Below are 21,618 nucleotides of genomic sequence, written 5' to 3'. Positions count from 1 at the left end.
CGGGGCGCCCGCTATTTGACGCCCACGACACAACTGTTCCGGTGGCCCGCCCCGGAGGACGGGCCACCGCAACGAGCCCTTACTTGGAGTAGAGCTCGACGATCAGCTGCTCCTGGACCTGGGTGTCGATCACCTGGCGGGCCGGGAGCGAGTGCACGAGGATCTTCAGCTGGCTCGGGATCGCCTCCAGCCACGCCGGAACGGTCCGCGAGCCGGCCTCACCCTGCGCCACGAGGAACGGGGTGAGCTCCTTGCTCTTGGCACGCACCTCGACGATGTCGTGCTCCTTGACGCGGTACGACGGGATGTCGACCTTCTTGCCGTTCACCGTGAAGTGGCCGTGCTTGACCAGCTGACGGGCCATGTCCCGGGACTTGGCGTAGCCGGCCCGGTAGACCACGTTGTCCAGCCGCGACTCGAGGATCTGCAGCAGGACCTCACCGGTCTTGGCTTCCTTGCTCACGGCCTCTTCGTAGTAGCCGCGGAACTGCTTCTCCAGCACGCCGTAGACACGACGGGCCTTCTGCTTCTCACGGAGCTGGAGCAGGTACTCCGTCTCCTTCGTGCGGCCGCGGCCGTGCTGCCCGGGCGGGAACGGCCGGGACTCGAACGGGCACTTCGGACCATCGCACTTGCTGCCCTTGAGGAACAGCTTCATCTTCTCCCGCCGGCAACGGCGGCAGTCAGCACCGGTGTAACGAGCCATCTCTCTCTAACCTCTCAGACCCGGCGACGCTTCGGCGGACGGCACCCGTTGTGCGGCTGCGGCGTGACGTCGGAGATCTGCCCGACCTCGAGGCCGACGGCCTGCAGCGAACGGATGGCGGTCTCCCGGCCGGAGCCGGGGCCCTTGACGAACACGTCGACCTTGCGCATGCCGTGCTCCATCGCGCGGCGCGCGGCGGCCTCGGCGGCGAGCTGCGCGGCGAACGGAGTCGACTTGCGGGAGCCCTTGAAGCCGACCTGGCCGGAGGAGGCCCAGGAGATGACCGCACCGGTCGGGTCCGTGATGGACACGATGGTGTTGTTGAAGGTGCTCTTGATGTGCGCCTGCCCGTGGGCGACGTTCTTGCGTTCCTTGCGCCGGACCTTCTTGACGGCGGCTCCGGCACGAGCCTTCGGTGGCATAAGTCTGTGCGCTCCTAGTTACTTCTTGCCGGGCTTCTTCTTGCCGGCCACGGTCCGCTTCGGGCCCTTCCGGGTCCGCGCGTTGGTCTTGGTGCGCTGGCCACGCACGGGCAGACCGCGGCGGTGCCGGATACCGGCGTAGCAGCCGATCTCGACCTTGCGGCGGATGTCAGCGGCGACCTCGCGGCGCAGGTCGCCTTCAACCTTGTAGTTGCCCTCGATGTGGTTCCGGAGCTCGACGAGCTCCTCGTCCGTGAGGTCCCGAACGCGCTTGTCCGGCGAGATGCCGGTCGCGGCGAGCGTCTCCAGGGCGCGGGTGCGACCGACCCCGAAGATGTAGGTGAGCGCGATCTCCATCCGCTTCTCGCGGGGGAGATCCACGCCGACTAGACGTGCCATGTGCGGGCGTACTCCTCGTGATGTTGTGGCGGAGGTGTGGACCCGTCCCACCCCGCTACCGGCCGTCCCTGTCCTTCCGGCGTCAAGAACGCCGGCGACCGGGATCGGTCGCTGCCCGAGCGGGCCCCGGCCTCCGACCGGGGGTCAACCACGAGGGGTACGCGCTGCGCACCCGACCGCGGCTGAGACGAGCTGGTGATGTGTGGGGCGTCAGCCCTGGCGCTGCTTGTGGCGCGGGTCGGTGCAGATGACCATGACCCGGCCGTGCCGGCGGATCACCCGGCACTTGTTGCAGATCCTCTTGACGCTCGGCTTGACCTTCACGGTTGCCTTACTTCCCATCTGGCCCGGAGCCGCGGCGGTGCGCGATCCGGACGTCGAAGACGGACACGGGTCTCCCGGCCGCCGTCAGGCTTACTTGTAGCGGTAGACGATGCGCCCGCGGGTCAGGTCGTACGGCGAGAGTTCGACGACGACCCGGTCCTCCGGCAGGATGCGGATGTAGTGCTGCCGCATCTTGCCGCTGATGTGAGCGAGCACCTTGTGGCCGTTCGCGAGCTCCACCCGGAACATGGCGTTCGGCAGGGGCTCGATGACCCGACCCTCGATCTCGATTGCTCCGTCTTTTTTCGGCATGTCCTCCGCTGTCCTGACGTCGGTTACTCCGGACGGCCCACAACGTCTTACACGGGTGAACTGACCAAGATCAGGAAACCCGCGCCAGCCGCGGCTCCGACTCCCACCGAAGCGCAGGGTGGGCATGGCGGAGTGGACGCTGTGCGCCGATCTGAAAGTGTACGCCGACCCGCACGCGCTCGCCAAACCGACCGGCACGACAGTCGCCCGGACGGCTCGGATATGACGCAGGTCACGTCTCCGGCAGTTCGCGCTTCGCTTGGCGGCGGGCCTCCCGCTCGACCCGCTTGCGCCGCCGGCGTTCGGCGTCCTTCTCCGGCGCGCCGGACGCCAGCCCCTGGACGGTCTGGTAGAGCACCACCGCGCCCCACGGGCCGAGCACCCAGAGCGGCCAGTAGTCGTCGAACTCGAACTCGCCCTCGCCCAGCTGCGAGACGAACCAGATCGCGGTGAGGATCAGGGCCACCTTCAGCCAGGGGCCCCAGACCCCCAGCAGCCAGGCGTTACGTGCGCTGACGGCCGCCCGGCCCGGCTCGGCCACCCCGCTCTTCCCGGTCGCGCGGGGAGCCGGCAGGGAGTTCTCCGCCGGCCGGGGACCGGGCAGATCGGTCAGCAGTTCGTCCAGCTCGCCGTAGGTCTTGGCGCCGTACGCCTGCCGCAGCCGGTCGTCGTACTCACCCAGGTCGAGCCGGCCTTCGGCCAGCGCCGCCCGGAGTCGCTCCGCGGTGGCCTCACGGTCCGCGTCGGCCGCCCGCATGCGGTTGCGCTCCTCCATGGGAGCAAGCATGTCACCCGATCGCCAAGGCGGCAGCACTCGACCGGGTACGGGGGCAGCCCGCTCAGGCCGCCGGAGAGTCGACGGACGTCTGCCGGGCGGTCACCAGGTCACCCAGACGGGCCCGTCCGCCGTCCTCGGCGGTCAGCACCCACACGCCGTCGTCCAGCAGCGCCATCGAGTGCTCGACGTGCACCGCCATCGACCCGTCCCGGGTCACCACGGTCCAGCCGTCGGACAGCTCGACCGTACGCGGCGAGCCCATCGTGATCATCGGCTCGATGGCGAGCGCCAGGCCCGGCACCAGGCGCGGCCCCTTGCCGGGACGCCCGTGGTTGAGCACGTGCGGGTCCTGGTGCATCTCGGTGCCGATGCCGTGGCCGCCGTAGCCGTCGACGATGCCGTACCGGCCGCCCTTACGGACCGCCGTCTCGACCGCGTGGGAGATGTCGGTGAGCCGGCCCTTGCCCGAGGCCGCCCCGCGCGCCGCGGCGGCGATCCCGGCCCACATGGCGTCCTCGGCCACCGCCGTCATCCTCAGCAGCGCCGGGTCGACCTCGCCGACCGGCACCGTGACCGCCGCGTCGCCGTGCCAGCCGTCCAGCACCGCGCCGCAGTCGATGGAGATCAGATCGCCCTCGCGCAGCACCTGCTCCGCCGACGGGATGGCGTGCACCACCTGCCGGTTGACCGACGCGCAGATCGACGCCGGGAAGCCGTGATAGCCCTTGAACGACGGCACCGCGCCCGCCTCGCGGATGGTCGACTCGGCGATCGCGTCCAGGTCGGCCGTCGACACGCCCGGCGCCACCGCCTCCCGCATCCGGCGCAGGGCGCGGGCGACGACCAGACCGGCGGCCCGCATCAGCTCGATCTGCTCGGGGGTCTTCAGCTGGATGTCCAGCTGGGGACGGCGCATGGTGGTGGTTACCTTTCGTCACGCGTACGCGGAGCAGCGGGGCACGTCGCACGTACCCCGCTGTTCGCACTCTATCCGCCGGGTGGCGGGTGGGACCTCAGCCGCCGTACGAGCGCAGCGCGTCGATGGCGCGGACGGTGACGTCCTCCACCGGGCCGGTCGCGTCGATGCCGACCAGCTTGCCCTGGGCGCCGTAGTAGTCCACGAGCGGCGCGGTCTTCTCGGCGTACTCCCGCAGCCGGGCGGCGATGGTCTCCGGCTTGTCGTCGTCGCGCTGGAACAGCTCGGCGCCGCAGCGGTCGCAGACGCCCTCCCGGCTCGGCGAGTCGAACTCGACGTGCCAGATCTTGCCGCAGCCGCGGCAGGTGCGCCGGCCGGACAACCGCCGGATCACCTCGTCGTCGTCGACGACCAGCTCCAGCACCAGGTCCAGCGCGGTGCCGAGGTCGGCGAGGAGCTTGTCCAGCGCGGCGGCCTGCGGAGTGGTCCGCGGGAAGCCGTCGAGCAGGAAGCCCTCGCTCGCGTCCGGCTCGGCGAGCCGGTCCCGAACCATGTTGATGGTGACCTCGTCCGGGACCAGCTTGCCGGCGTCCATGTACCGCTTGGCCTCGACGCCCAGCGGCGTGCCCTGGGAGACGTTCGCCCGGAAGATATCACCGGTCGAGATCTTCGGCACCGAGAGGTGCGCGGCGACGAACTCCGCCTGTGTGCCCTTGCCCGCGCCCGGCGGGCCAACCAGAACGAGTCGCATCTACCGCAGGAACCCTTCGTAGTTCCGCTGCATGAGTTGGCTCTCGATCTGCTTCACGGTCTCCAGACCGACGCCGACCATGATGAGCACAGCGGTGCCGCCGAACGGAAAGTTCTGGAACTGCTGGTTGTCGAGCCAGATGAAGAAGAAGTTCGGCAGGATCGCGACGATGCCCAGGTAGAGCGCGCCCGGCAGGGTGATCCGGCTGAGGATGAAGTCGAGGTACTCGGCGGTCGGCTTGCCGGGGCGGATGCCCGGCACGAAGCCGCCGTACTTCTTCATGTTGTCCGCGACCTCGGTCGGGTTGAACGTGATCGACACGTAGAAGTACGTGAAGAAGATGATCAGCAGGAAGTAGATCGCGATGTGCTCCGGCGCGCTCGCCTTCACGATGTGGTTCTGGATCCACGCCTGGACCTTGCCCGGGTCGTTCTGATCGAAGAACTGGAGCGCGAGCTGCGGCAGGTAGAGCAGCGACGAGGCGAAGATGACCGGGATGACACCCGCCTGGTTCACCTTCAGCGGGATGTAGGTCGACGTACCGCCGTACATCCGCCGGCCGATCATGCGCTTGGCGTACTGCACCGGGATGCGGCGCTGCGCCTGCTCGATGAAGGTGACAGCGGTGATGACCAGCAGCACCAGGGCGATGACGAGGAGGAACATCCCCCAGCCCTTAGTGGTCTTGATCTTCCAGCCCTCGCTGGGGAGCCGGGCCGCGATCGAGGTGAAGATCAGCACGGACATGCCGTTGCCGACGCCCCGGTCGGTGATCAGCTCACCGAGCCACATCACCACGCCGGTGCCGGCGGTCATGGTCATGACCAGGATGGTCAGGGTCAGCCAGTCCGGGATGCCGGTGCCCTGGGGCACGATCGGGAACTGGTCGCACTGGTTGTTGAACAACTGCCCGGAGCGGGCCAGCGCCACGAACGCCGAGGACTGGAGGATGCCCAGGCCCAGCGTCAGGTAGCGGGTGTACTGCGTGATCTTGGCCTGCCCGGCCTGGCCCTCCTTGCGGAGCTGCTCCAGGCGCGGGATCACCACCGTCAGCAGCTGCAGGATGATCGACGCGGTGATGTAGGGCATGATGCCCAGCGCGAAGACCGAGAGCTGGAGCAGCGCGCCACCGGAGAAGAGATCCAGCAGGTTGAGCACACCGGTGCTTCCACCCTGGATCGTGTCGAGGCACTTCTGCACGTTGCCGTACGAGACGCCCGGGCTGGGCAGCGTGGCGCCCAGCCGGTAGACCGCGATGATGCCTACTGTGAACAGCAGCTTCTTGCGCAGGTCAGGCGTACGGAACGCACTGAGAAAGGCGGACAGCAACTTCTTCCTCCTGCGCGACGCGGGCCGCCGGTGAACGAGTCCCTGGCGGGGCGGGGTGGTGCCGGACGGAGTGTCCGGTATCCATGGCTGGGAACGGACTCTAACAGCCCGGCCCCGGTCCGGGCAGATGTGCCCGGCTACATAAACCGAATCCGATGTTACCCGGCGCACATGTGGCCGGTAGACCATGGCGCCCGCCCAGTTGCGAACAACTGAACGGGCGCCATGGACATCGCCTTACAGCTCGGTGACCGAGCCACCGGCGGCGGTGATCTTCTCCTTGGCCGACGCGCTGAACGCGTGCGCCGAGACCTGGAGAGACACGCCACCGAGGTCGCCGGTGCCGAGCACCTTGACCGGGTGACCCTTGCGGACCGCGCCGGCCTCGACCAGCTCGACCGGGCCGACCTGGCCGCCGTTCGGGAACAGCTCGGCCAGCCGGTCCAGGTTGACCACCTGGAACACGACCTTGAACTTGTTCTTGAAGCCCTTCATCTTCGGCAGGCGCATGTGGATGGGCATCTGCCCACCCTCGAACGCCGGCGAGATGTTCTTCCGGGCCTTGGAACCCTTGGTACCGCGACCGGCGGTCTTGCCCTTGGAGCCCTCACCGCGACCCACGCGGGTCTTGTCGGTCTTGGCGCCGGGAGCCGGACGCAGGTGGTGCACCTTGATCGTCATTACTCGACCTCCTCGACCTTCACGAGGTGGTTGACCGTGAAGATCATGCCGCGGATCTCCGGCCGGTCCTCCTTGACCACCACGTCGTTGATCCGCTTGAGACCGAGCGAACGCAGCGAGTCACGCTGGTTCTTCTTGGTCCCGATCTCGGACCGGACCTGGGTGACCTTCAGGCGTGCCATCAGGACGCCACCCCCGCCCGCGACGCCAGCATGGCGGCCGGCGCGACGTCCTCGACCGGCAGACCACGACGAGCCGCGACCTGCTCCGGGGACTCGAGCCCCTTCAGGGCCGCCACCGTGGCGTGCACGATGTTGATCGGGTTGGACGAGCCGAGGCTCTTGGAGAGCACGTCGTGGATGCCCGCGCACTCCAGCACGGCACGCACCGGGCCACCGGCGATGACGCCCGTACCGGCGGAGGCCGGCTTGAGCAGCACCACACCGGCCGCCGCCTCACCCGTCACCGGGTGCGGGATCGAGGACGCGATGCGCGGCACCTTGAAGAAGTGCTTCTTGGCCTCCTCGACACCCTTGGCGATCGCCGCGGGCACCTCCTTGGCCTTTCCGTAGCCCACACCGACGGTGCCGTCGCCGTCGCCCACGATCACCAGGGCGGTGAAGCTGAAGCGACGACCACCCTTCACGACCTTGGCGACGCGGTTGATCGCGACGACCCGCTCGAGGTGCGGGGTCTTCTCGACGGGCGCGTTTCCGCGGCCGCCCTCACGGCGGTTGTCGCGGCGACCACCCTCGTTGCCACCGGACCCGCCGCCACGGCGCTGTTGACCTGGCATCAGCAGCCTTCCTTCTCTCTCGTGACGGGGTTTCTAGAACTCGAGCCCGGCTTCGCGGGCGGCGTCGGCAAGCGCGGCGACACGCCCCGCGTACCGGTTGCCACCGCGGTCGAAGACGACCTTCGAGACGCCGGCGGCCTTGGCGCGCTCGGCGAGCAGGGCGCCGACCTTGCCGGCCAGGGCGCTCTTGTCGCCCTCGGCGCCGCGCAGCGAGGCGTCCATGGTCGAGGCCGACGCCAGGGTGTGACCCTTGGTGTCGTCCACGACCTGGGCCACCACGTGGCGCAGGGAGCGGGTGACGACCAGGCGGGGACGCTCGGCGGTGCCGCTGACGTTCTTGCGGACCCGGAAGTGCCGACGCGCACGCCCGACGGCACGCTTGGCGGCGACGCCGCGGCGGCGCTTGAGCAGCGTGGCGCTCACTTCTTACCTGCCTTTCCAGCCTTGCGGCGGATGACCTCGCCCTGGTACTTCACGCCCTTGCCCTTGTAGGGCTCCGGCGGACGGATCTTCCGGATGTTGGCGGCGACCTCGCCGACCTGCTGCTTGTCGATGCCGGCCACGTGGAACAGCGTCGGCTTCTCGACCGTGAAGGTGATGCCCTCCGGCGCCGGCACCAGGACCGGGTGCGAGAACCCGAGCGCGAACTCCAGGTCCTTGCCCTTGGCGGTCACGCGGTAACCGGTACCGGCGATCTCCAGGCTCTTGCGGTAGCCCTCGGTGACACCGACGATCATGTTGGCCACCAGCGTACGGCTCAGGCCGTGCAGCTCCTTGGCCTTGCGCTCGTCGTTGGGCCGGTTGACGTGCAGCTCGCCGTCCTCGCCCCGCTCCGCCGTGATCGGCTCGGCCAGCACGTGGCTCAGTTCGCCCTTGGGGCCCTTGACCTTGACGGTCCGGCCGTCGATCGTGATGTCGACGCCGGCAGGCACCGGGATCGACTTACGTCCAATACGCGACATTTCTACCTGTCTCCCGTTACCAGACGAAGGCGAGGACTTCCCCGCCAACGCTCCGCTTGCGGGCCTGCCGGTCGGTGAGCAGCCCCTGGGACGTCGAAATGATCGCCACGCCCAGCCCGCCGAGCACCCGCGGGAGCCCGTCCGACTTGGCGTACACCCGGAGACCGGGCTTGGACACGCGCTTGATGCCGGCCAGGCTCCGCTCGCGGTTCTGGCCGTACTTCAGCTCGACGACCAGTCGCTTGCCGACGGCGCCCTCCTCGGGCTCCTCGACCGACCAGGTGGCGATGTAACCCTCGGCCTTGAGGACCTCGGCGATGTTCGCCTTGATCTTCGAGTAGGGCATCGTCACCCGGTCGTGGTACGCCTGGTTGGCGTTACGCAGACGCGTGAGCATGTCTGCGATCGGGTCGGTCATCGTCATGAAAACTCGTCAACCTTTCTCGCCGGGGTTCCCCGGGCCAGGCCCGGGGCCTACGGCGAAGAGACAGTTCAGCTGACGCGCCGGAGCGCGCCGGGCTATTACCAGGAAGCCTTGGACACGCCGGGCAGCTCACCGCGGTGGGCCATCTCCCGGATGCACACCCGGCAGAGACCGAACTTGCGGTAGACCGCCTTCGGACGCCCGCACCGCTGGCAGCGGGTGTACGCGCGAACCGAGAACTTCGGCTTCGCGGCCGCCTTGAGGATCAGCGCCTTCTTGGCCATCTCAGTTCTCCTTGAACGGGAAGCCCAGGAGCTTGAGCAGCGCCCGGCCCTCGTCGTCGGTCGTGGCGGTCGTGACCACCGTGATGTCCATGCCCCGCTGGCGATCGATCTTGTCCTGGTCGATCTCGTGGAACACCGACTGCTCGGTCAGGCCGAACGTGTAGTTGCCGTGCCCGTCGAGCTTGCGCCCGTCCAGGCCGCGGAAGTCACGGATACGCGGCAGCGCGATCGAGAGCAGCCGGTCCAGGAACTCCCACATCCGGTCGCCGCGCAGGGTGACCTTCGCGCCGATCGGCATGCCCTCGCGGAGCTTGAACTGCGCGATGGACTTGGTGGCCCGCCGGACCTGCGGCTTCTGGCCGGTGATGGTGGCCAGGTCGCGGACGGCCCCGTCGATCAGCTTGGCGTCGCGAGCGGCCTCGCCGACACCCATGTTGACGACGATCTTGACCAGCCGCGGCACCTGCATCGGGTTGGCGAACTCGAACTGCTTCTGCAGCTCGCCCACGATCTCGTTGCGGTACCGCTCCTTGAGGCGCGGCAGGGTCTTGGTTTCGGTAGCCGTGGTCATCAGAGGTCCTTACCGGTGCTACGCGCGATGCGGACCTTCTGGCCGTTGTCGTCGATCCGGTAGCCGACGCGGGTCGGCTTGCCGTCGGAGTCCAGGACCATCACGTTCGAGACGTGGATCGGGGCCTCCTGGGTGACGATGCCACCGGTCTTGGCGCCACGCTGGGTGGTGCTGATGCGGGTGTGCTTCTTGACCCGGTTCACGCCCTCGACCAGGACCTTGTCCTGCCGCGGGTAGGCCGCGATGACCTTGCCCTTGGCACCCTTGTCCTTGCCGGCGATGACGACGACCGTGTCGCCCTTCTTGACCTTCACGGTCACAACACCTCCGGCGCGAGAGAGATGATCTTCATGAACCGCTTGTCCCGCAGCTCCCGGCCCACCGGGCCGAAGATGCGGGTACCGCGCGGGTCCCCACCGTCCTTGATGATGACGGCGGCGTTCTCGTCGAAGCGGATGTACGACCCGTCCGGCCGCCGCTTCTCCTTGGCGGTCCGAACGACGACGGCCTTGACGACGTCGCCCTTCTTCACACCGGCACCGGGGATCGCGTCCTTGACGGTCGCCACGATGACGTCGCCGATGCTCGCGTAGCGCCGACCGGAGCCGCCGAGCACCCGGATGCACAGGATCTCCCGGGCACCCGTGTTGTCGGCGACGCGCAGTCGCGACTCCTGCTGAATCACGTCTATCTCCTATGTCTGCCGGTTCTCCGGCCGCTCGGGGCGGCCGGAGCCTGGCGGAACCTGCGCCCGACCGAGACCCGGCCGAGCTCGAGCCTTCGCTACTTGGCCTTCTCGAGGATCTCCACGAGCCGCCAGCGCTTGGTGGCGGACAGCGGCCGGGTCTCCATGATCAGGACCCGGTCGCCGATGCCGGCCGAGTTCTGCTCGTCGTGCACCTTCAGCTTGCGCGTACGGCGCATGATCTTGCCGTACAGCGCGTGCTTGACGCGGTCCTCGACCTCGACCACGACGGTCTTGTCCATCTTGTCGCTGACCACGAGGCCCTCGCGAACCTTGCGGCGGGACCGCGCGGGGGCGGTGGTGTTCTCACTCATGATGCAGTCACCTCAGTCGGCGCGGCCGAGAGACCCAGCTCACGCTCACGCATGATCGTGTAGATCCGGGCGATCTCCCGGCGGATGACCTGCAGCCGCCGGTTGTTGTCCAGCTGCCCGGTTGCGGCCTGCACGCGGAGGTTGAACAGCTCCGCCTTCGCCTCGCGCAACTTCGTGACCAGCTCCTCCTCGGAGAGCTCACGCAGCTCGGAGGGCTTGACGCCCGCTGCCATCAGGATTCACCCACTTCGCGCGTAACAATGCGGCACTTCATCGGGAGCTTGTGGATCGCGCGACGCATCGCCTCTCGCGCGATCTGCTCGTTGGGGAAGGACATCTCGAAGAGAACCCGCCCCGGCTTCACGTTGGCGACCCACCACTCGGGCGAACCCTTACCGGAACCCATCCGGGTCTCGGCCGGCTTCTTGGTGAGGGCCTGGTCCGGGAAGATCGTGATCCAGACCTTGCCGCCACGCTTGATGTGGCGGGTCATCGCGATACGCGCCGACTCGATCTGGCGGTTGGTCACGTACGCCGGCTCGAGAGCCTGGATCCCGAACTCGCCGAACACCACCCGGTTACCACCCTTGGACGCGCCACTGCGGTCCGGGTGGTGCGGCTTGCGGAAGCCCTTCGGGGGCTTGCGCGGCATCAGCATCTGTCAGCCCTCCTGCTGCTGTTCTGCCGGCTGGGTCGCGGCTGCGGCGACAGCGCTGCTGTCGACCGGCTCACCGGCCGGCGTCTCCGCCTGCTGCGCGATGGTGGTCGCGGCAGCGCGGCCGGCCTCGGTGCCACCGGCGGTCGTACCGGACGAGCCCGAGCGGCCACGGCGCGGCCGGTCCGGCCGGTCGCCACGGTCACGGCGCGGGCCGCGCGACGGGGCAGCCTCGGCCGGGGCCTCGCGGCCCGGGACGGCGTCGCCCTTGTAGATCCAGACCTTCACGCCGATCCGGCCGAAGGTGGTACGGGCCTCGAAGAAGCCGTACTCGATGTTGGCCCGCAGCGTGTGCAGCGGAACCCGGCCCTCGCGGTAGAACTCGGTCCGGCTCATCTCGGCGCCGCCCAGACGGCCCGAGACCTGAACCCGGATGCCCTTGCAGGCGGGGTTCTTCATGGCGGACTGCATCGCCTTGCGCATGGCCCGACGGAAGCTGACCCGGCTGGACAGCTGCTCGGCGACGCCCTGGGCGACCAGCTGCGCGTCCGACTCGGGGTTCTTCACCTCGATGATGTTCAGCTGGACCTGCTTGCCGGTGAGCTTCTCCAGCTCGCCACGGATCCGGTCGGCCTCCGCACCCTTACGGCCGATGACGATGCCCGGCCGGGCGGTGTGGATGTCGACGCGGACCCGGTCACGGGTGCGCTCGATGTCGACCTTGGAGATGCCGGCGCGCTCGAGGCCCTTGGACATCATGCGGCGGATCTTGACGTCCTCGCCGATGTAGTCCTTGTAGAGCTTGTCCGCGAACCAGCGGGACTTCCAGTCGGTCGAGATGCCGAGCCGGAACCCGGTCGGGTGAACCTTCTGACCCATTACTCGGCACCCTCCGTCGTGCTCTGCTCCTCAGCGGCCGGCTTGGCCGGAGCGGCCTTCTTCGCCGACTTCTTCGGCGTGGCCGCCGCGACCGCCTCGACCGCCACGGTGATGTGGCACGTGCGCTTGCGGATCCGGTACGCCCGGCCCTGCGCCCGCGGCCGGAACCGCTTCATGGTCGGGCCCTCGTCGACGAACGCCTCGCTGACGAGCAGCGCGTCGGGGTCCAGCCGCTCGTTGTTCTCCGCGTTGGCGATCGCGCTCGCGAGCACCTTGTACACCTGCTCGCTCGCAGCCTGCGGCGCGAACTGCAGCACCGTGAGCGCCTCCTTCGCGGGCAGGCCGCGGACGAGGTTGACCACCCGGCGCGCCTTCATCGGCGAGATGCGCACGTGCCGCGCAACCGCCCGCGCGCCCGGAAGCACCGGAGCGTCGCCCTTTCCTGGCATCGCTGTAACCCCTTGTTCCTCTATCCGTATGCCCGCGGCGTCAGCGCCGGCGGCTCTTCCGGTCGTCCTTCTCGTGACCCTTGAACGTGCGGGTCAGCGCGAACTCGCCGAGCTTGTGCCCGACCATGGCCTCGGTCACGAAGACCGGGACGTGCTTACGTCCGTCGTGCACGGCGATCGTGTGACCCAGCATCTCCGGGATGATCGTCGAGCGGCGCGACCAGGTCTTGATGACGTTCTTCGAGCCCTTGTCGTTCTGCGTCTCCACCTTCTTGAGCAGGTGGTCGTCGACGAACGGGCCCTTCTTCAGGCTGCGAGGCATGTCTTATCTCCCTCAGCCGCGCTTACGCGTGGCGTAGCGGCGGCGGACGATCAGCCGGTCGCTCGGCTGGCCCTTACGACGGGTGCGGCCCTCGGGCTTACCCTGCGGGTTGACCGGGTGACGACCACCGGAGGTCTTACCCTCACCACCACCGTGCGGGTGGTCGACCGGGTTCATCGCGACACCACGGACGGTCGGGCGCTTGCCCTTCCACCGCATACGGCCGGCCTTACCCCAGTTGATGTTCGACTGGTCGGCGTTGCCGATCTCGCCGATGCTGGCGCGGCAGCGCACGTCCACGCGCCGGATCTCACCGGACGGCATGCGGAGGGTCGCGTACGCGCCCTCACGGCCGAGCAGCTGGATGCCGACGCCGGCCGAGCGGGCCAGCTTGGCGCCGCCACCCGGACGCAGCTCCACGTTGTGGATGGTGGTACCGACCGGGATGTTGCGCAGCGGCAGGTTGTTGCCCGGCTTGATGTCGGCGCCCGGACCGGACTCGACGCGGTCGCCCTGCTTCAGGTCCTTCGGCGCGATGATGTAGCGCTTCTCGCCGTCGGCGTAGTGCAGCAGCGCGATGCGCGCGGTGCGGTTCGGGTCGTACTCGATGTGGGCGACCTTCGCCGGCACGCCGTCCTTGTCGACCCGCTTGAAGTCGATCAGACGGTACTGGCGCTTGTGGCCGCCACCGTGGTGCCGCGTGGTGATCCGGCCGTGGGCGTTGCGTCCGCCCTTCTTCGGCAGCGGAGCCAGCAGCGACTTCTCGGGCGTCGACCGGGTGATCTCGGCGAAGTCGGCAACGCTCGAGCCACGCCGGCCCGGCGTCGTCGGCTTGTACTTACGGATAGCCATTGTCTACACCCCTCAGCTGACCGGGCCGCCGAAGGCCTCGATACGGTCACCGTCAGCCAGCTTCACCATCGCGCGCTTGGTGTCCTTGCGCTTGCCGAACCCGGTACGGGTCCGCTTGCGCTTGCCCTCGCGGTTGAGCGTGTTGACCGTCAGGACGCGGACGTTGAAGATCTGCTGGATAGCGATCTTGATCTCGGTCTTGTTGGCGTCCGGGTGCACCAGGAAGGTGTACCAGTTGCGGTTCAGCTCGCTGTAGCTCTTCTCCGAGACGACCGGCGCGACGATGACGTCACGCGGATCGGCGATCGTGCTCACTTGCCATCCTCCTCGGTGGTCTCGGCGGGAACGCCCAGGAACTCGTCCAGGGCCTCCTTGGTGAAGACCACGTCGTCGGCCACCAGCACGTCGTAGGTGTTGAGCTGGCCGGCCTCGATCAGGTGCACCCGGCTGTCCCGCGCGTTGCGCAGGTTCCGCAGCGACACCCAGTTCAGCTCGTCGGTGCTGCTCAGCACGACCAGGACCCGACGGGCCTCGGTGAGCTTGGTCAGCGTGGCCAGGGCCGCCTTGGTGGACGGCTTCTCGCCGGAGACGAACGCCTCGACGACGTGCACCTGGCCGGCGCGGGCCCGGTCGGAGAGGGCGCCACGCAGGGCGGCGGCCTTCATCTTCTTCGGGGTGCGCTGGCTGTAGTCGCGCGGCACCGGGCCGTGGACCACGCCACCGCCGGCGAACTGCGGCGCGCGGGTCGAGCCCTGGCGGGCACGACCGGTGCCCTTCTGCTTGTATGGCTTCTTGCCTCCACCGGAGACCTCGCCGCGGGTCTTCGTCTTGTGCGTACCCTGACGGGCCGCCGCGAGCTGGGCCACCACGACCTGGTGCATCAGGGCGATGTTGGCCTGCGCGTCGAAGATGTCGGCCGGCAGCTCGACGGAGCCGCTCTTGGCGCCTTCGACGTTGATGACGTCAACGGTGGTCACTTGGCCGCACCGCCCTTCTTCACCTTCGCCTTGGCCGCAGTGCGGACCAGGACCAGCGCGCCCTTCGGGCCGGGGATGGCGCCGCGGACGAGCAGGAGGTTGTTCTCGGTGTCGACCGCCTGGACGGTCAGGTTCTGGACGGTGTAGCGCACGCCACCCATCCGGCCCGCCATCCGGGTGCCCTTGAAGACGCGACCCGGGGTCGCGCAGGCGCCGATCGAGCCGGGCGAGCGGTGCTTGCGCTCGACACCGTGGCTGGCACGCAGACCGTGGAAGCCGTGCCGCTTCATCGGGCCGGCGTAGCCCTTGCCCTTGGTCTTGCCGGTCACGTCGATCACGACGCCGGCCGGGAACTCCTCGACCGTGACCTCCTGGCCCGGCGCGTAGTCCGCGGCGTCGGAGGTGCGCAGCTCGACGATGTGCCGGCGCGGCGCGACGTCCGCCTTGGCGTAGTGGCCGGCGACCGGCTTCTTGACCTTGCGCGGGTCGATGACCCCGTACGCCAGCTGGACCGCGGAGTAGCCGTCCTTGTCGGCGCTACGAACCTGGCTCACGACGCACGGGCCGGCCTGAACCACGGTCACGGGCACAACCTTGTTGTTGTCCCAGACCTGGGTCATGCCGAGCTTGGCGCCCAGGATCCCCTTGACTTGCCTGTCCATTTGTCCGGTCCCTACAGCTTGATCTCGATGTCGACGCCAGCCGGCAGGTCGAGGCGCATGAGCGAGTCGACCGTCTTCGGGGTCGGGTCGATGATGTCGATCAGACGCTTGTGCGTACGCATCTCGAAGTGCTCGCGCGAGTCCTTGTACTTGTGCGGCGAGCGGATGACGCAGAAACGGTTGATCTCCGTGGGCAGCGGCACCGGGCCAGCGACCTGCGCCCCGGTACGCGTCACCGTCTCGACGATCTTCCGAGCCGAGGAGTCGACGACCTCGTGGTCATAGGCCTTGAGCCGGATGCGGATCTTCTGTCCCGCCATGGTGGCTTCTGTTCCTTCTCTCGATGCCGCTGTGTTGCGGGCGCCTGTACCGGCTGGCACAGGCCCACTTCCGCCGACCCCCGCGGTCGGGCGTGTCGCGCCCGTGGGCCAGGCTCCGCCCGGGGACTCCGGAGCGATTCTCTGACCACGCGGTGGGTCATGGCGCCGATCGCGGGGGCCGCGACCTGGACGCCGCGCGAGGGTGGTTGACCGCCGATGGCGATCAACCACCCTACGCGAGACAGTCTGACTCCCGGAGGTCCAGCGTTAACCGGACGCAGGCGACCGACTGTCGTTACGCAACCTGACTAGTATGCCGCACGACCGGCGGCGACGCTAATCGGGGTTACCCAGCTCACTTGATGATCTTGGTGACGCGACCCGCGCCGACCGTACGACCACCCTCGCGGATCGCGAACTTCAGGTTCTCCTCCATGGCGATGGGCTGGATCAGCTTCACCGTCATCGAGGTGTTGTCGCCCGGCATGACCATCTCGGTGCCCTCGGGCAGCGTGACGACGCCGGTGACGTCCGTGGTCCGGAAGTAGAACTGCGGGCGGTAGTTCTGGAAGAACGGGGTGTGCCGGCCGCCCTCCTCCTTGGAGAGGATGTAGACCGTCGCCTCGAACTCCGTGTGCGGGGTCGTGGTGCCCGGCTTGATGACGACCATGCCGCGCTCGACGTCCTCGCGCTTGATGCCGCGCAGCAGCAGACCGACGTTCTCACCCGCGCGGGCCTCGTCGAGCAGCTTGCGGAACATCTCGATGCCGGTGCAGGTGGTCTTCATCGACTTCTCACGGATGCCGACGATCTCCACCTCCTCGTTCGGCTTGAGGATGCCGCGCTCGGCGCGACCGGTGACCACGGTGCCGCGACCGGTGATCGTGAAGACGTCCTCGATGGGCATGAGGAACGGCTTCTCGGTCTCGCGCTCCGGCTGCGGGATCGCGGTGTCCACGGCGTTCATCAGGTCCAGGAGCTTCCCGGTCCACTCCGGGTCGCCCTCGAGGGCCTTCAGCGCCGAGACCCGGACGACCGGCAGGTCGTCACCCGGGTACTCCTGCGAGGAGAGCAGCTCACGGACCTCGAGCTCGACGAGCTCCAGGAGCTCCTCGTCGTCGACCATGTCGCTCTTGTTGAGCGCCACGACGATGTACGGCACACCGACCTGACGGGCCAGCAGCACGTGCTCGCGGGTCTGCGGCATCGGGCCGTCGGTCGCCGCCACCACCAGGATCGCGCCGTCCATCTGCGCGGCACCGGTGATCATGTTCTTGATGTAGTCGGCGTGACCGGGGCAGTCGACGTGCGCGTAGTGACGCGCCTCGGTCTGGTACTCGACGTGCGCGATGGAGATCGTGATGCCGCGGGCCTTCTCCTCCGGCGCCTTGTCGATCTCGTCGAACGGCGTGTACGGGTTCAGGTCCGGGTACTGGTCGTGCAGGACCTTGGTGATGGCCGCCGTCAGCGTCGTCTTACCGTGGTCGATGTGACCAATGGTGCCGATGTTGACGTGCGGCTTAGTCCGCTCGAACTTCGCCTTCGCCACTGGTGTCCTCCTGTGGACTTTCTTGGTTCGTTCGCCCCGGCGCGCCGTTCGGCGCTTAGGACTCTGTCGACAGCCTTTCCGGCCGGAAGGCCGGAGAGCTTTTGTGGGTTCTGCGGCGATGAAGCCTACAGGCCCGGTCTCACGCAACCCGATCGAGGTGGCCGCGGGCGGGAGAACCCTCCCGCGACCGCCCTCGCGTCATCGGATCAGCCGAGGGTGAGTGTCACTCACCCGTCGACTTGGCGATGATCTCCTTGGCCACCGAGGCCGGAACCTCGGCGTAGGAGTCGAACTGCATGCTGTAGCTAGCCCGGCCCTGGGTCTTCGACCGCAGGTCGCCGACGTAGCCGAACATCTCCGACAGCGGCACCAGAGCCCGGACGACGCGAGCGCCGCTGCGCTCCTCCATCGCCTGGATGATGCCACGCCGGGAGTTGAGGTCGCCGATGACGTCACCCATGTTCTCCTCAGGAGTGGTGACCTCAACGGCCATCATCGGCTCGAGGAGAGCGGGGTCGGCCTTGCGGGCCGCCTCCTTCATCGCCATCGAGCCGGCGATCTTGAACGCCATCTCCGACGAGTCGACCTCGTGGTACTGGCCGTCCACCAAGGTGAGCTTGACGCCCACCAGGGGGAAGCCGGCGAGGATGCCGTACTGCATGGCGTCCTGCGCACCCGCGTCCACCGAGGGGATGAACTCCCGGGGGATGCGGCCACCGGTCACCGCGTTGGCGAACTCGTACGTCGGGGCGTCGTTGCCCAGCGGCAGCGGCTCCACGCTGATGATCACGCGAGCGTACTGGCCGGAACCACCGGTCTGCTTCTTGTGGGTGTACTCGACCTTCTCCACCTTGCGGCGGATGGTCTCGCGGTACGCCACCTGCGGCTTACCGATGTTCGCCTCGACGTTGAACTCGCGGCGCATCCGGTCGACCAGGATGTCCAGGTGAAGCTCGCCCATGCCGGAGATGACCGTCTGACCGGTCTGGTCGTCCAGCTTGACGCGGAAGGTCGGGTCCTCCTCGGCCAGCCGCTGGATGGCGGTGCTGAGCTTCTCCTGGTCGGCCTTGGTCTTCGGCTCGATGGCCACCTCGATGACCGGCTCCGGGAAGGTCATCGACTCCAGGATGACCGGGTTCGCCGGGTCGCACAGCGTGTCACCGGTGGTGGTCTGCTTCAGACCCTGCACCGCGATGATGTCGCCGGCCTGGGCGGAGCTGCGCTCCTCCCGCTTGTTGGCGTGCATCTGGTAGATCTTGCCGATCCGCTCCTTGCGGTCCTTGGTGGAGTTGATCACCTGAGAACCGGACTCGAGCGTGCCGGAGTAGATCCGGACGTACGTCAGCTTGCCGAGGTGCTTGTCGGTCTGGATCTTGAAGGCCAGGCCGGAGAACGGCTCGGAGACCGAGGGCTTCCGCTGCAGCGGGGTCTCGCCGTCGGTGGCCGTACCCTCGATCGCCGGGATGTCCAGCGGCGAGGGCAGGTACGCGACGACCGCGTCCAGCATCGGCTGGATGCCCTTGTTCTTGAAGGCGGTACCGGTGAGGACCGGGTTGGCCTTGCCGGCGATGGTGGCCCGGCGGATGGCGGCCTTGATCTCGTCGACCGAGATCTCCTCGCCCTCGAGGTACTTCTCCATCACCGAGTCGTCGACGTCGGCGAGGGTCTCCATCAGCTTCTCGCGCCACTCGGCGGCCGAGTCGGCGAGGTCGGCCGGGATGTCCTCGACCGCGTAGTCCTCACCCTTCTGGGTCTCGCCGCGCCAGGTCAGCGCACGCATCTCGACCAGGTCGACCACGCCGATGAAGTCGGACTCGGCGCCGATCGGGATCTGGAGGACCAGCGGGGTGGCGTTGAGCCGGTCGATCATCATCTGCACGCAGCGGAAGAAGTCGGCGCCGGTCCGGTCGAGCTTGTTGACGAAGCACATCCGGGGGACGTTGTACTTGTCCGCCTGCCGCCAGACGTTCTCCGTCTGGGGCTCCACGCCGGCCACGCCGTCGTAGACCGCGACCGCACCGTCCAGAACACGCAGCGACCGCTCGACCTCGACCGTGAAGTCGACGTGGCCGGGCGTGTCGATGATCTGGATCGTGTGGCCCTTCCACTCGCACTTGGTGGCGGCGGAAGTGATGGTGATACCGCGCTCCTGCTCCTGCTCCATCCAGTCCATGACGGCGGCGCCCTCGTGGACCTCACCGATCTTGTACGTGATGCCGGTGTAGAACAGGATTCGCTCGGTGGTAGTGGTCTTACCGGCATCGATGTGGGCCATGATGCCGATGTTGCGTACGTTGGCGAGCGCGTCTGCGGCGGCCACTTCAATCCCTACTTATCGTCGTCTCGACACAACTGGTGGCGGTTCCGGCGCCGGTGGGCGCCGGAACCTCAGGTGTTACCAGCGGTAGTGCGCGAAGGCCTTGTTCGACTCGGCCATCTTGTGCGTGTCCTCACGCCGCTTGACGGCGGCGCCGAGGCCGTTGCTCGCGTCCAGCAGCTCGTTCATCAGCCGCTCGACCATGGTCTTCTCGCGACGGGCGCGGGAGTAGGTCACCAGCCAGCGCAGACCGAGCGTGGTCGCACGGGACGGCCGGACCTCGACCGGAACCTGGTAGGTGGCGCCACCGACACGGCGGCTGCGCACCTCGAGGGTCGGCTTGACGTTGTCCATCGCGCGCTTGAGCGTGACGACGGGGTCGGTGCCGGACTTCTCGCGGCAGCCCTCCAGGGCGGCGTACACGATGCGCTCGGCGAGCTGACGCTTGCCGCGCAGCAGGATCTTGTTCACCAGCTGGGTGACCAGGGGCGAGTTGTACACCGGGTCAGCGACCAGCGGCTTCCGCGGAGCGGGTCCCTTACGCGGCATGTCAGCTCTTCTCCTTCTTCGCGCCGTAGCGGCTGCGAGCCTGCTTGCGGTTGCGGACACCCTGGGTGTCCAGCGAACCGCGCACGATCTTGTACCGCACGCCCGGGAGGTCCTTCACACGACCGCCGCGCACGAGCACGATCGAGTGCTCCTGGAGGTTGTGGCCGACGCCCGGGATGTAGGCGGTCACCTCGATCTGGCTGCTGAGCTTGACACGAGCGACCTTGCGCAGCGCCGAGTTCGGCTTCTTCGGGGTGGTGGTGTACACACGGGTGCACACGCCGCGCCGCTGGGGAGACCCCTTGAGCGCCGGGGTCTTGGTCTTGGTCGTCTTGGCCTGACGGCCCTTTCGGACCAACTGCTGAATGGTGGGCACCGGGTTTCTCCGCTCCCTTCGGCCGCTGCGAGGCGACCGCGCCGTCTGCTCCAGCCGTCCGGATGGGCGGCTCTCCTACATTCCAACCAGGGCCGCCTGACGGCTCCCCAGCACCCGCGGTCGGGCGTGTCGCCCGAGTCACGGTTCCGGTGCCGGCCGCTGACGCGTCGTACCGGATCTTCTGGTCTTGGTGGTGCGACCGCGCGATCACCGGCTGACCGGTTCCAGCGCACGCACGCATTGCCCGGGCGAGCCCGGGCACAAGGGGAAAGAGTACCTACCACAGCCGCGCCGGTCAAAACGGATGGGTCGGGAAGGACCGCTGTGCGGCCCGCCGCCCGGTCTCCGGGTCGCCGATGCGCCGGTGATGGGCACCTACAGTGACAAGTGTACCGGCTCGTCCGCCGCGCGACCCGGCGGCCCCGACACCGCCCGGCCTTCGGGCACCCGGACATACCGCACAAGGCAGGTCACCGGCCGCAGGCGTCGCAGACGCGGCGTCACGTGATCTGCACCACCAGGGCCAGCGCGAGCCCGATCAGGCCGAACAGCAGGCCCGCCGCCCCGCAGGAGATCCCCGCCACGGCCAGGCCGGCGCCGGTGAAGCGCACCGACGGCGGCGGCGCCGGCCGCCGGATCTGCCGCCGGGCGAGCAGCCCGGCCACCATCGCGCCGACGCCGATCAGCCCGCCCAGCACGGTGAACGCGCCCGCCGCCCAGGCGCCGCCGACGTTGCGGCCGGCCAGGCCGAAGCACAACACCAGCAGCGACACCCCGATCGCGGCGATGCCTGCGACGAGCGACCCGATCGCCAGGCCCGAGGTGACCGGCGGCACGTCGAGGTGGACCACGCCGAACGGCGTACCGGGCACCGCGTCGACCCGCTTCGGCGGCCGCGGCGTCTCGGCCGGCGTGCGGGGGGCCTTCGCCGCCGACATCCGCGTCGTCCTCGAACGGGCCTCCCTCGTCGTGCTCGCCGTTCCGCTCGGTCCGGCCT

At 68.4% G+C, this 21,618-nt stretch carries 35 protein-coding genes; all 35 read right to left on the bottom strand.

Translation table 11 applies throughout. The features are described from left to right. Nucleotides 1-79 precede the first annotated feature (79 nt). Nucleotides 80-706 carry a 30S ribosomal protein S4 gene (rpsD, locus tag AC2CHG_RS07200; RefSeq protein WP_018784565.1) on the bottom strand — a complete coding sequence of 209 codons (627 nt, stop codon included), beginning with the start codon at nt 704-706 and terminating at the stop codon, nt 80-82. A 14-nt stretch (nt 707-720) separates the two neighbouring features. After that, nucleotides 721-1,128, bottom strand: coding sequence for a 30S ribosomal protein S11 (rpsK, locus tag AC2CHG_RS07195; RefSeq protein WP_013288613.1), 408 nt, complete (start codon nt 1,126-1,128; stop codon nt 721-723). Nucleotides 1,129-1,146: 18 nt separating this feature from the next. Continuing rightward, nucleotides 1,147-1,527: a 30S ribosomal protein S13 gene (gene rpsM / locus AC2CHG_RS07190; protein WP_013288614.1), complete on the bottom strand. Its 381-nt coding sequence runs from the start codon at nt 1,525-1,527 to the stop codon at nt 1,147-1,149. Nucleotides 1,528-1,737: 210 nt separating this feature from the next. Next, nucleotides 1,738-1,851: a 50S ribosomal protein L36 gene (rpmJ, locus tag AC2CHG_RS07185; protein WP_012184307.1), complete on the bottom strand. Its 114-nt coding sequence runs from the start codon at nt 1,849-1,851 to the stop codon at nt 1,738-1,740. A gap of 90 nt (nt 1,852-1,941) precedes the next feature. Beyond that, nucleotides 1,942-2,163 (bottom strand): translation initiation factor IF-1, encoded by a 222-nt coding sequence (gene infA / locus AC2CHG_RS07180; RefSeq protein WP_007073013.1) that lies wholly within the window; start codon nt 2,161-2,163, stop codon nt 1,942-1,944. Nucleotides 2,164-2,395: 232 nt separating this feature from the next. After that, nucleotides 2,396-2,920, bottom strand: a complete 525-nt coding sequence (locus AC2CHG_RS07175) for a DUF1707 SHOCT-like domain-containing protein (protein WP_484524417.1) — start codon at nt 2,918-2,920, stop codon at nt 2,396-2,398. 82 nt (nt 2,921-3,002) lie between these two features. Then, nucleotides 3,003-3,857 (bottom strand): type I methionyl aminopeptidase, encoded by an 855-nt coding sequence (map, locus tag AC2CHG_RS07170; protein ID WP_484524407.1) that lies wholly within the window; start codon nt 3,855-3,857, stop codon nt 3,003-3,005. Nucleotides 3,858-3,954: 97 nt separating this feature from the next. Further along, nucleotides 3,955-4,608 (bottom strand): adenylate kinase, encoded by a 654-nt coding sequence (locus AC2CHG_RS07165; RefSeq protein ID WP_013288618.1) that lies wholly within the window; start codon nt 4,606-4,608, stop codon nt 3,955-3,957. Beyond that, a complete protein-coding gene (gene secY / locus AC2CHG_RS07160; protein ID WP_194801423.1) occupies nt 4,609-5,937 on the bottom strand; it encodes a preprotein translocase subunit SecY in 1,329 nt (442 codons plus the stop codon). It abuts the gene before it with no gap. Nucleotides 5,938-6,174: 237 nt separating this feature from the next. Next, nucleotides 6,175-6,618: a 50S ribosomal protein L15 gene (gene rplO / locus AC2CHG_RS07155; protein WP_018784561.1), complete on the bottom strand. Its 444-nt coding sequence runs from the start codon at nt 6,616-6,618 to the stop codon at nt 6,175-6,177. Further along, the gene (rpmD, locus tag AC2CHG_RS07150) at nt 6,618-6,800 is read right to left on the bottom strand and encodes a 50S ribosomal protein L30 (protein ID WP_013473693.1); all 183 of its coding nucleotides are present in this window, start codon (nt 6,798-6,800) and stop codon (nt 6,618-6,620) included. Before rpmD ends, rplO begins: the two co-directional genes overlap by 1 nt. Next, entirely contained in the window at nt 6,800-7,414 is a 615-nt protein-coding gene (rpsE, locus tag AC2CHG_RS07145; RefSeq protein ID WP_135242070.1) for a 30S ribosomal protein S5, read from the bottom strand. The genes rpmD and rpsE overlap by 1 nt, the downstream gene beginning before the upstream one ends. 33 nt (nt 7,415-7,447) lie before the next feature. Then, entirely contained in the window at nt 7,448-7,837 is a 390-nt protein-coding gene (gene rplR, locus AC2CHG_RS07140) for a 50S ribosomal protein L18 (RefSeq protein WP_013288622.1), read from the bottom strand. Further along, nucleotides 7,834-8,376 carry a 50S ribosomal protein L6 gene (gene rplF / locus AC2CHG_RS07135; RefSeq protein WP_013288623.1) on the bottom strand — a complete coding sequence of 181 codons (543 nt, stop codon included), beginning with the start codon at nt 8,374-8,376 and terminating at the stop codon, nt 7,834-7,836. Before rplF ends, rplR begins: the two co-directional genes overlap by 4 nt. Before the next feature lie 16 nt (nt 8,377-8,392). Continuing rightward, nucleotides 8,393-8,800 carry a 30S ribosomal protein S8 gene (rpsH, locus tag AC2CHG_RS07130; RefSeq protein WP_013288624.1) on the bottom strand — a complete coding sequence of 136 codons (408 nt, stop codon included), beginning with the start codon at nt 8,798-8,800 and terminating at the stop codon, nt 8,393-8,395. A 98-nt stretch (nt 8,801-8,898) separates the two neighbouring features. After that, nucleotides 8,899-9,084: a type Z 30S ribosomal protein S14 gene (locus AC2CHG_RS07125; protein WP_007073023.1), complete on the bottom strand. Its 186-nt coding sequence runs from the start codon at nt 9,082-9,084 to the stop codon at nt 8,899-8,901. A 1-nt stretch (nt 9,085) separates the two neighbouring features. Further along, nucleotides 9,086-9,655, bottom strand: a complete 570-nt coding sequence (rplE, locus tag AC2CHG_RS07120) for a 50S ribosomal protein L5 (protein WP_013288625.1) — start codon at nt 9,653-9,655, stop codon at nt 9,086-9,088. Then, entirely contained in the window at nt 9,655-9,975 is a 321-nt protein-coding gene (gene rplX, locus AC2CHG_RS07115) for a 50S ribosomal protein L24 (protein WP_013288626.1), read from the bottom strand. The genes rplE and rplX overlap by 1 nt, the downstream gene beginning before the upstream one ends. Further along, the gene (gene rplN / locus AC2CHG_RS07110) at nt 9,972-10,340 is read right to left on the bottom strand and encodes a 50S ribosomal protein L14 (RefSeq protein ID WP_007073026.1); all 369 of its coding nucleotides are present in this window, start codon (nt 10,338-10,340) and stop codon (nt 9,972-9,974) included. The genes rplX and rplN overlap by 4 nt, the downstream gene beginning before the upstream one ends. Nucleotides 10,341-10,438: 98 nt before the next feature. Continuing rightward, nucleotides 10,439-10,714 carry a 30S ribosomal protein S17 gene (gene rpsQ, locus AC2CHG_RS07105; protein WP_128137051.1) on the bottom strand — a complete coding sequence of 92 codons (276 nt, stop codon included), beginning with the start codon at nt 10,712-10,714 and terminating at the stop codon, nt 10,439-10,441. Further along, nucleotides 10,711-10,947, bottom strand: coding sequence for a 50S ribosomal protein L29 (rpmC, locus tag AC2CHG_RS07100; protein ID WP_013288628.1), 237 nt, complete (start codon nt 10,945-10,947; stop codon nt 10,711-10,713). The genes rpsQ and rpmC overlap by 4 nt, the downstream gene beginning before the upstream one ends. Further along, nucleotides 10,947-11,372: a 50S ribosomal protein L16 gene (gene rplP, locus AC2CHG_RS07095; protein ID WP_007465292.1), complete on the bottom strand. Its 426-nt coding sequence runs from the start codon at nt 11,370-11,372 to the stop codon at nt 10,947-10,949. Before rplP ends, rpmC begins: the two co-directional genes overlap by 1 nt. Before the next feature lie 3 nt (nt 11,373-11,375). Beyond that, nucleotides 11,376-12,248, bottom strand: coding sequence for a 30S ribosomal protein S3 (rpsC, locus tag AC2CHG_RS07090; RefSeq protein ID WP_194801424.1), 873 nt, complete (start codon nt 12,246-12,248; stop codon nt 11,376-11,378). Beyond that, on the bottom strand, nt 12,248-12,697 hold the full coding sequence (rplV, locus tag AC2CHG_RS07085) for a 50S ribosomal protein L22 (protein ID WP_013288630.1): 450 nt from the start codon (nt 12,695-12,697) through the stop codon (nt 12,248-12,250). Before rplV ends, rpsC begins: the two co-directional genes overlap by 1 nt. Nucleotides 12,698-12,737: 40 nt before the next feature. Beyond that, nucleotides 12,738-13,019: a 30S ribosomal protein S19 gene (gene rpsS / locus AC2CHG_RS07080; protein ID WP_007073032.1), complete on the bottom strand. Its 282-nt coding sequence runs from the start codon at nt 13,017-13,019 to the stop codon at nt 12,738-12,740. A gap of 12 nt (nt 13,020-13,031) precedes the next feature. Further along, complete coding sequence (rplB, locus tag AC2CHG_RS07075; RefSeq protein WP_013288631.1) at nt 13,032-13,871, bottom strand: 50S ribosomal protein L2; 840 nt, start codon at nt 13,869-13,871, stop codon at nt 13,032-13,034. Nucleotides 13,872-13,883: 12 nt separating this feature from the next. After that, nucleotides 13,884-14,186 (bottom strand): 50S ribosomal protein L23, encoded by a 303-nt coding sequence (gene rplW / locus AC2CHG_RS07070; RefSeq protein ID WP_013288632.1) that lies wholly within the window; start codon nt 14,184-14,186, stop codon nt 13,884-13,886. Then, nucleotides 14,183-14,848, bottom strand: coding sequence for a 50S ribosomal protein L4 (rplD, locus tag AC2CHG_RS07065; protein WP_135242074.1), 666 nt, complete (start codon nt 14,846-14,848; stop codon nt 14,183-14,185). Before rplD ends, rplW begins: the two co-directional genes overlap by 4 nt. Continuing rightward, nucleotides 14,845-15,510: a 50S ribosomal protein L3 gene (rplC, locus tag AC2CHG_RS07060; RefSeq protein WP_120573086.1), complete on the bottom strand. Its 666-nt coding sequence runs from the start codon at nt 15,508-15,510 to the stop codon at nt 14,845-14,847. The genes rplD and rplC overlap by 4 nt, the downstream gene beginning before the upstream one ends. A gap of 11 nt (nt 15,511-15,521) precedes the next feature. Then, complete coding sequence (gene rpsJ / locus AC2CHG_RS07055) at nt 15,522-15,830, bottom strand: 30S ribosomal protein S10 (protein WP_007073037.1); 309 nt, start codon at nt 15,828-15,830, stop codon at nt 15,522-15,524. 355 nt (nt 15,831-16,185) lie between these two features. Continuing rightward, nucleotides 16,186-17,379 carry an elongation factor Tu gene (gene tuf / locus AC2CHG_RS07050; RefSeq protein ID WP_013288635.1) on the bottom strand — a complete coding sequence of 398 codons (1,194 nt, stop codon included), beginning with the start codon at nt 17,377-17,379 and terminating at the stop codon, nt 16,186-16,188. A gap of 223 nt (nt 17,380-17,602) precedes the next feature. Beyond that, nucleotides 17,603-19,699 (bottom strand): elongation factor G, encoded by a 2,097-nt coding sequence (fusA, locus tag AC2CHG_RS07045; RefSeq protein ID WP_194801425.1) that lies wholly within the window; start codon nt 19,697-19,699, stop codon nt 17,603-17,605. A 75-nt stretch (nt 19,700-19,774) separates the two neighbouring features. Next, a complete protein-coding gene (gene rpsG, locus AC2CHG_RS07040; protein ID WP_013288637.1) occupies nt 19,775-20,245 on the bottom strand; it encodes a 30S ribosomal protein S7 in 471 nt (156 codons plus the stop codon). Nucleotide 20,246: 1 nt separating this feature from the next. Next, nucleotides 20,247-20,621, bottom strand: coding sequence for a 30S ribosomal protein S12 (gene rpsL / locus AC2CHG_RS07035; RefSeq protein WP_007465318.1), 375 nt, complete (start codon nt 20,619-20,621; stop codon nt 20,247-20,249). A 500-nt stretch (nt 20,622-21,121) separates the two neighbouring features. Next, nucleotides 21,122-21,559 carry a hypothetical protein gene (locus AC2CHG_RS07030; RefSeq protein ID WP_484524406.1) on the bottom strand — a complete coding sequence of 146 codons (438 nt, stop codon included), beginning with the start codon at nt 21,557-21,559 and terminating at the stop codon, nt 21,122-21,124. Nucleotides 21,560-21,618 lie beyond the last annotated feature (59 nt).

The sequence above is a fragment of the Micromonospora sp. ATLC20 genome (genome assembly GCF_057196585.1).
Note: the sequence above shows the minus strand (reverse complement) of the source record. Positions and strands in the feature narration are given on the sequence as shown.

What these genes read in the sequence shown, in the direction of transcription:
- rpsC (WP_194801424.1), bottom strand. Translation starts at nt 12,248, where the DNA reads ATGGGTCAGAAGGTTCACCCGACCGGGTTCCGGCTCGGCATCTCGACC.
- rpsE (WP_135242070.1), bottom strand. Translation starts at nt 7,414, where the DNA reads ATGCCAGGTCAACAGCGCCGTGGCGGCGGGTCCGGTGGCAACGAGGGT.
- rplB (WP_013288631.1), bottom strand. Translation starts at nt 13,871, where the DNA reads ATGGCTATCCGTAAGTACAAGCCGACGACGCCGGGCCGGCGTGGCTCG.
- rpmC (WP_013288628.1), bottom strand. Translation starts at nt 10,947, where the DNA reads ATGGCAGCGGGCGTCAAGCCCTCCGAGCTGCGTGAGCTCTCCGAGGAG.
- rpsD (WP_018784565.1), bottom strand. Translation starts at nt 706, where the DNA reads ATGGCTCGTTACACCGGTGCTGACTGCCGCCGTTGCCGGCGGGAGAAG.
- rpsG (WP_013288637.1), bottom strand. Translation starts at nt 20,245, where the DNA reads ATGCCGCGTAAGGGACCCGCTCCGCGGAAGCCGCTGGTCGCTGACCCG.
- AC2CHG_RS07165 (WP_013288618.1), bottom strand. Translation starts at nt 4,608, where the DNA reads ATGCGACTCGTTCTGGTTGGCCCGCCGGGCGCGGGCAAGGGCACACAG.
- rpsM (WP_013288614.1), bottom strand. Translation starts at nt 1,527, where the DNA reads ATGGCACGTCTAGTCGGCGTGGATCTCCCCCGCGAGAAGCGGATGGAG.
- rpsS (WP_007073032.1), bottom strand. Translation starts at nt 13,019, where the DNA reads ATGCCTCGCAGCCTGAAGAAGGGCCCGTTCGTCGACGACCACCTGCTC.
- AC2CHG_RS07030 (WP_484524406.1), bottom strand. Translation starts at nt 21,559, where the DNA reads ATGTCGGCGGCGAAGGCCCCCCGCACGCCGGCCGAGACGCCGCGGCCG.
- rpsQ (WP_128137051.1), bottom strand. Translation starts at nt 10,714, where the DNA reads ATGAGTGAGAACACCACCGCCCCCGCGCGGTCCCGCCGCAAGGTTCGC.
- AC2CHG_RS07125 (WP_007073023.1), bottom strand. Translation starts at nt 9,084, where the DNA reads ATGGCCAAGAAGGCGCTGATCCTCAAGGCGGCCGCGAAGCCGAAGTTC.
- AC2CHG_RS07175 (WP_484524417.1), bottom strand. Translation starts at nt 2,920, where the DNA reads ATGCGGGCGGCCGACGCGGACCGTGAGGCCACCGCGGAGCGACTCCGG.
- rplF (WP_013288623.1), bottom strand. Translation starts at nt 8,376, where the DNA reads ATGTCGCGTATTGGACGTAAGTCGATCCCGGTGCCTGCCGGCGTCGAC.
- rplV (WP_013288630.1), bottom strand. Translation starts at nt 12,697, where the DNA reads ATGCCAGGAAAGGGCGACGCTCCGGTGCTTCCGGGCGCGCGGGCGGTT.
- map (WP_484524407.1), bottom strand. Translation starts at nt 3,857, where the DNA reads ATGCGCCGTCCCCAGCTGGACATCCAGCTGAAGACCCCCGAGCAGATC.
- rplO (WP_018784561.1), bottom strand. Translation starts at nt 6,618, where the DNA reads ATGACGATCAAGGTGCACCACCTGCGTCCGGCTCCCGGCGCCAAGACC.
- rplE (WP_013288625.1), bottom strand. Translation starts at nt 9,655, where the DNA reads ATGACCACGGCTACCGAAACCAAGACCCTGCCGCGCCTCAAGGAGCGG.
- rplP (WP_007465292.1), bottom strand. Translation starts at nt 11,372, where the DNA reads ATGCTGATGCCGCGCAAGCCCCCGAAGGGCTTCCGCAAGCCGCACCAC.
- rpsK (WP_013288613.1), bottom strand. Translation starts at nt 1,128, where the DNA reads ATGCCACCGAAGGCTCGTGCCGGAGCCGCCGTCAAGAAGGTCCGGCGC.
- infA (WP_007073013.1), bottom strand. Translation starts at nt 2,163, where the DNA reads ATGCCGAAAAAAGACGGAGCAATCGAGATCGAGGGTCGGGTCATCGAG.
- rpsJ (WP_007073037.1), bottom strand. Translation starts at nt 15,830, where the DNA reads ATGGCGGGACAGAAGATCCGCATCCGGCTCAAGGCCTATGACCACGAG.
- rplC (WP_120573086.1), bottom strand. Translation starts at nt 15,510, where the DNA reads ATGGACAGGCAAGTCAAGGGGATCCTGGGCGCCAAGCTCGGCATGACC.
- rpmD (WP_013473693.1), bottom strand. Translation starts at nt 6,800, where the DNA reads ATGGCACGCCTGAAGGTCACCCAGGTCCGGTCCGAGATCGGGACCAAG.
- rpsH (WP_013288624.1), bottom strand. Translation starts at nt 8,800, where the DNA reads ATGACGATGACCGACCCGATCGCAGACATGCTCACGCGTCTGCGTAAC.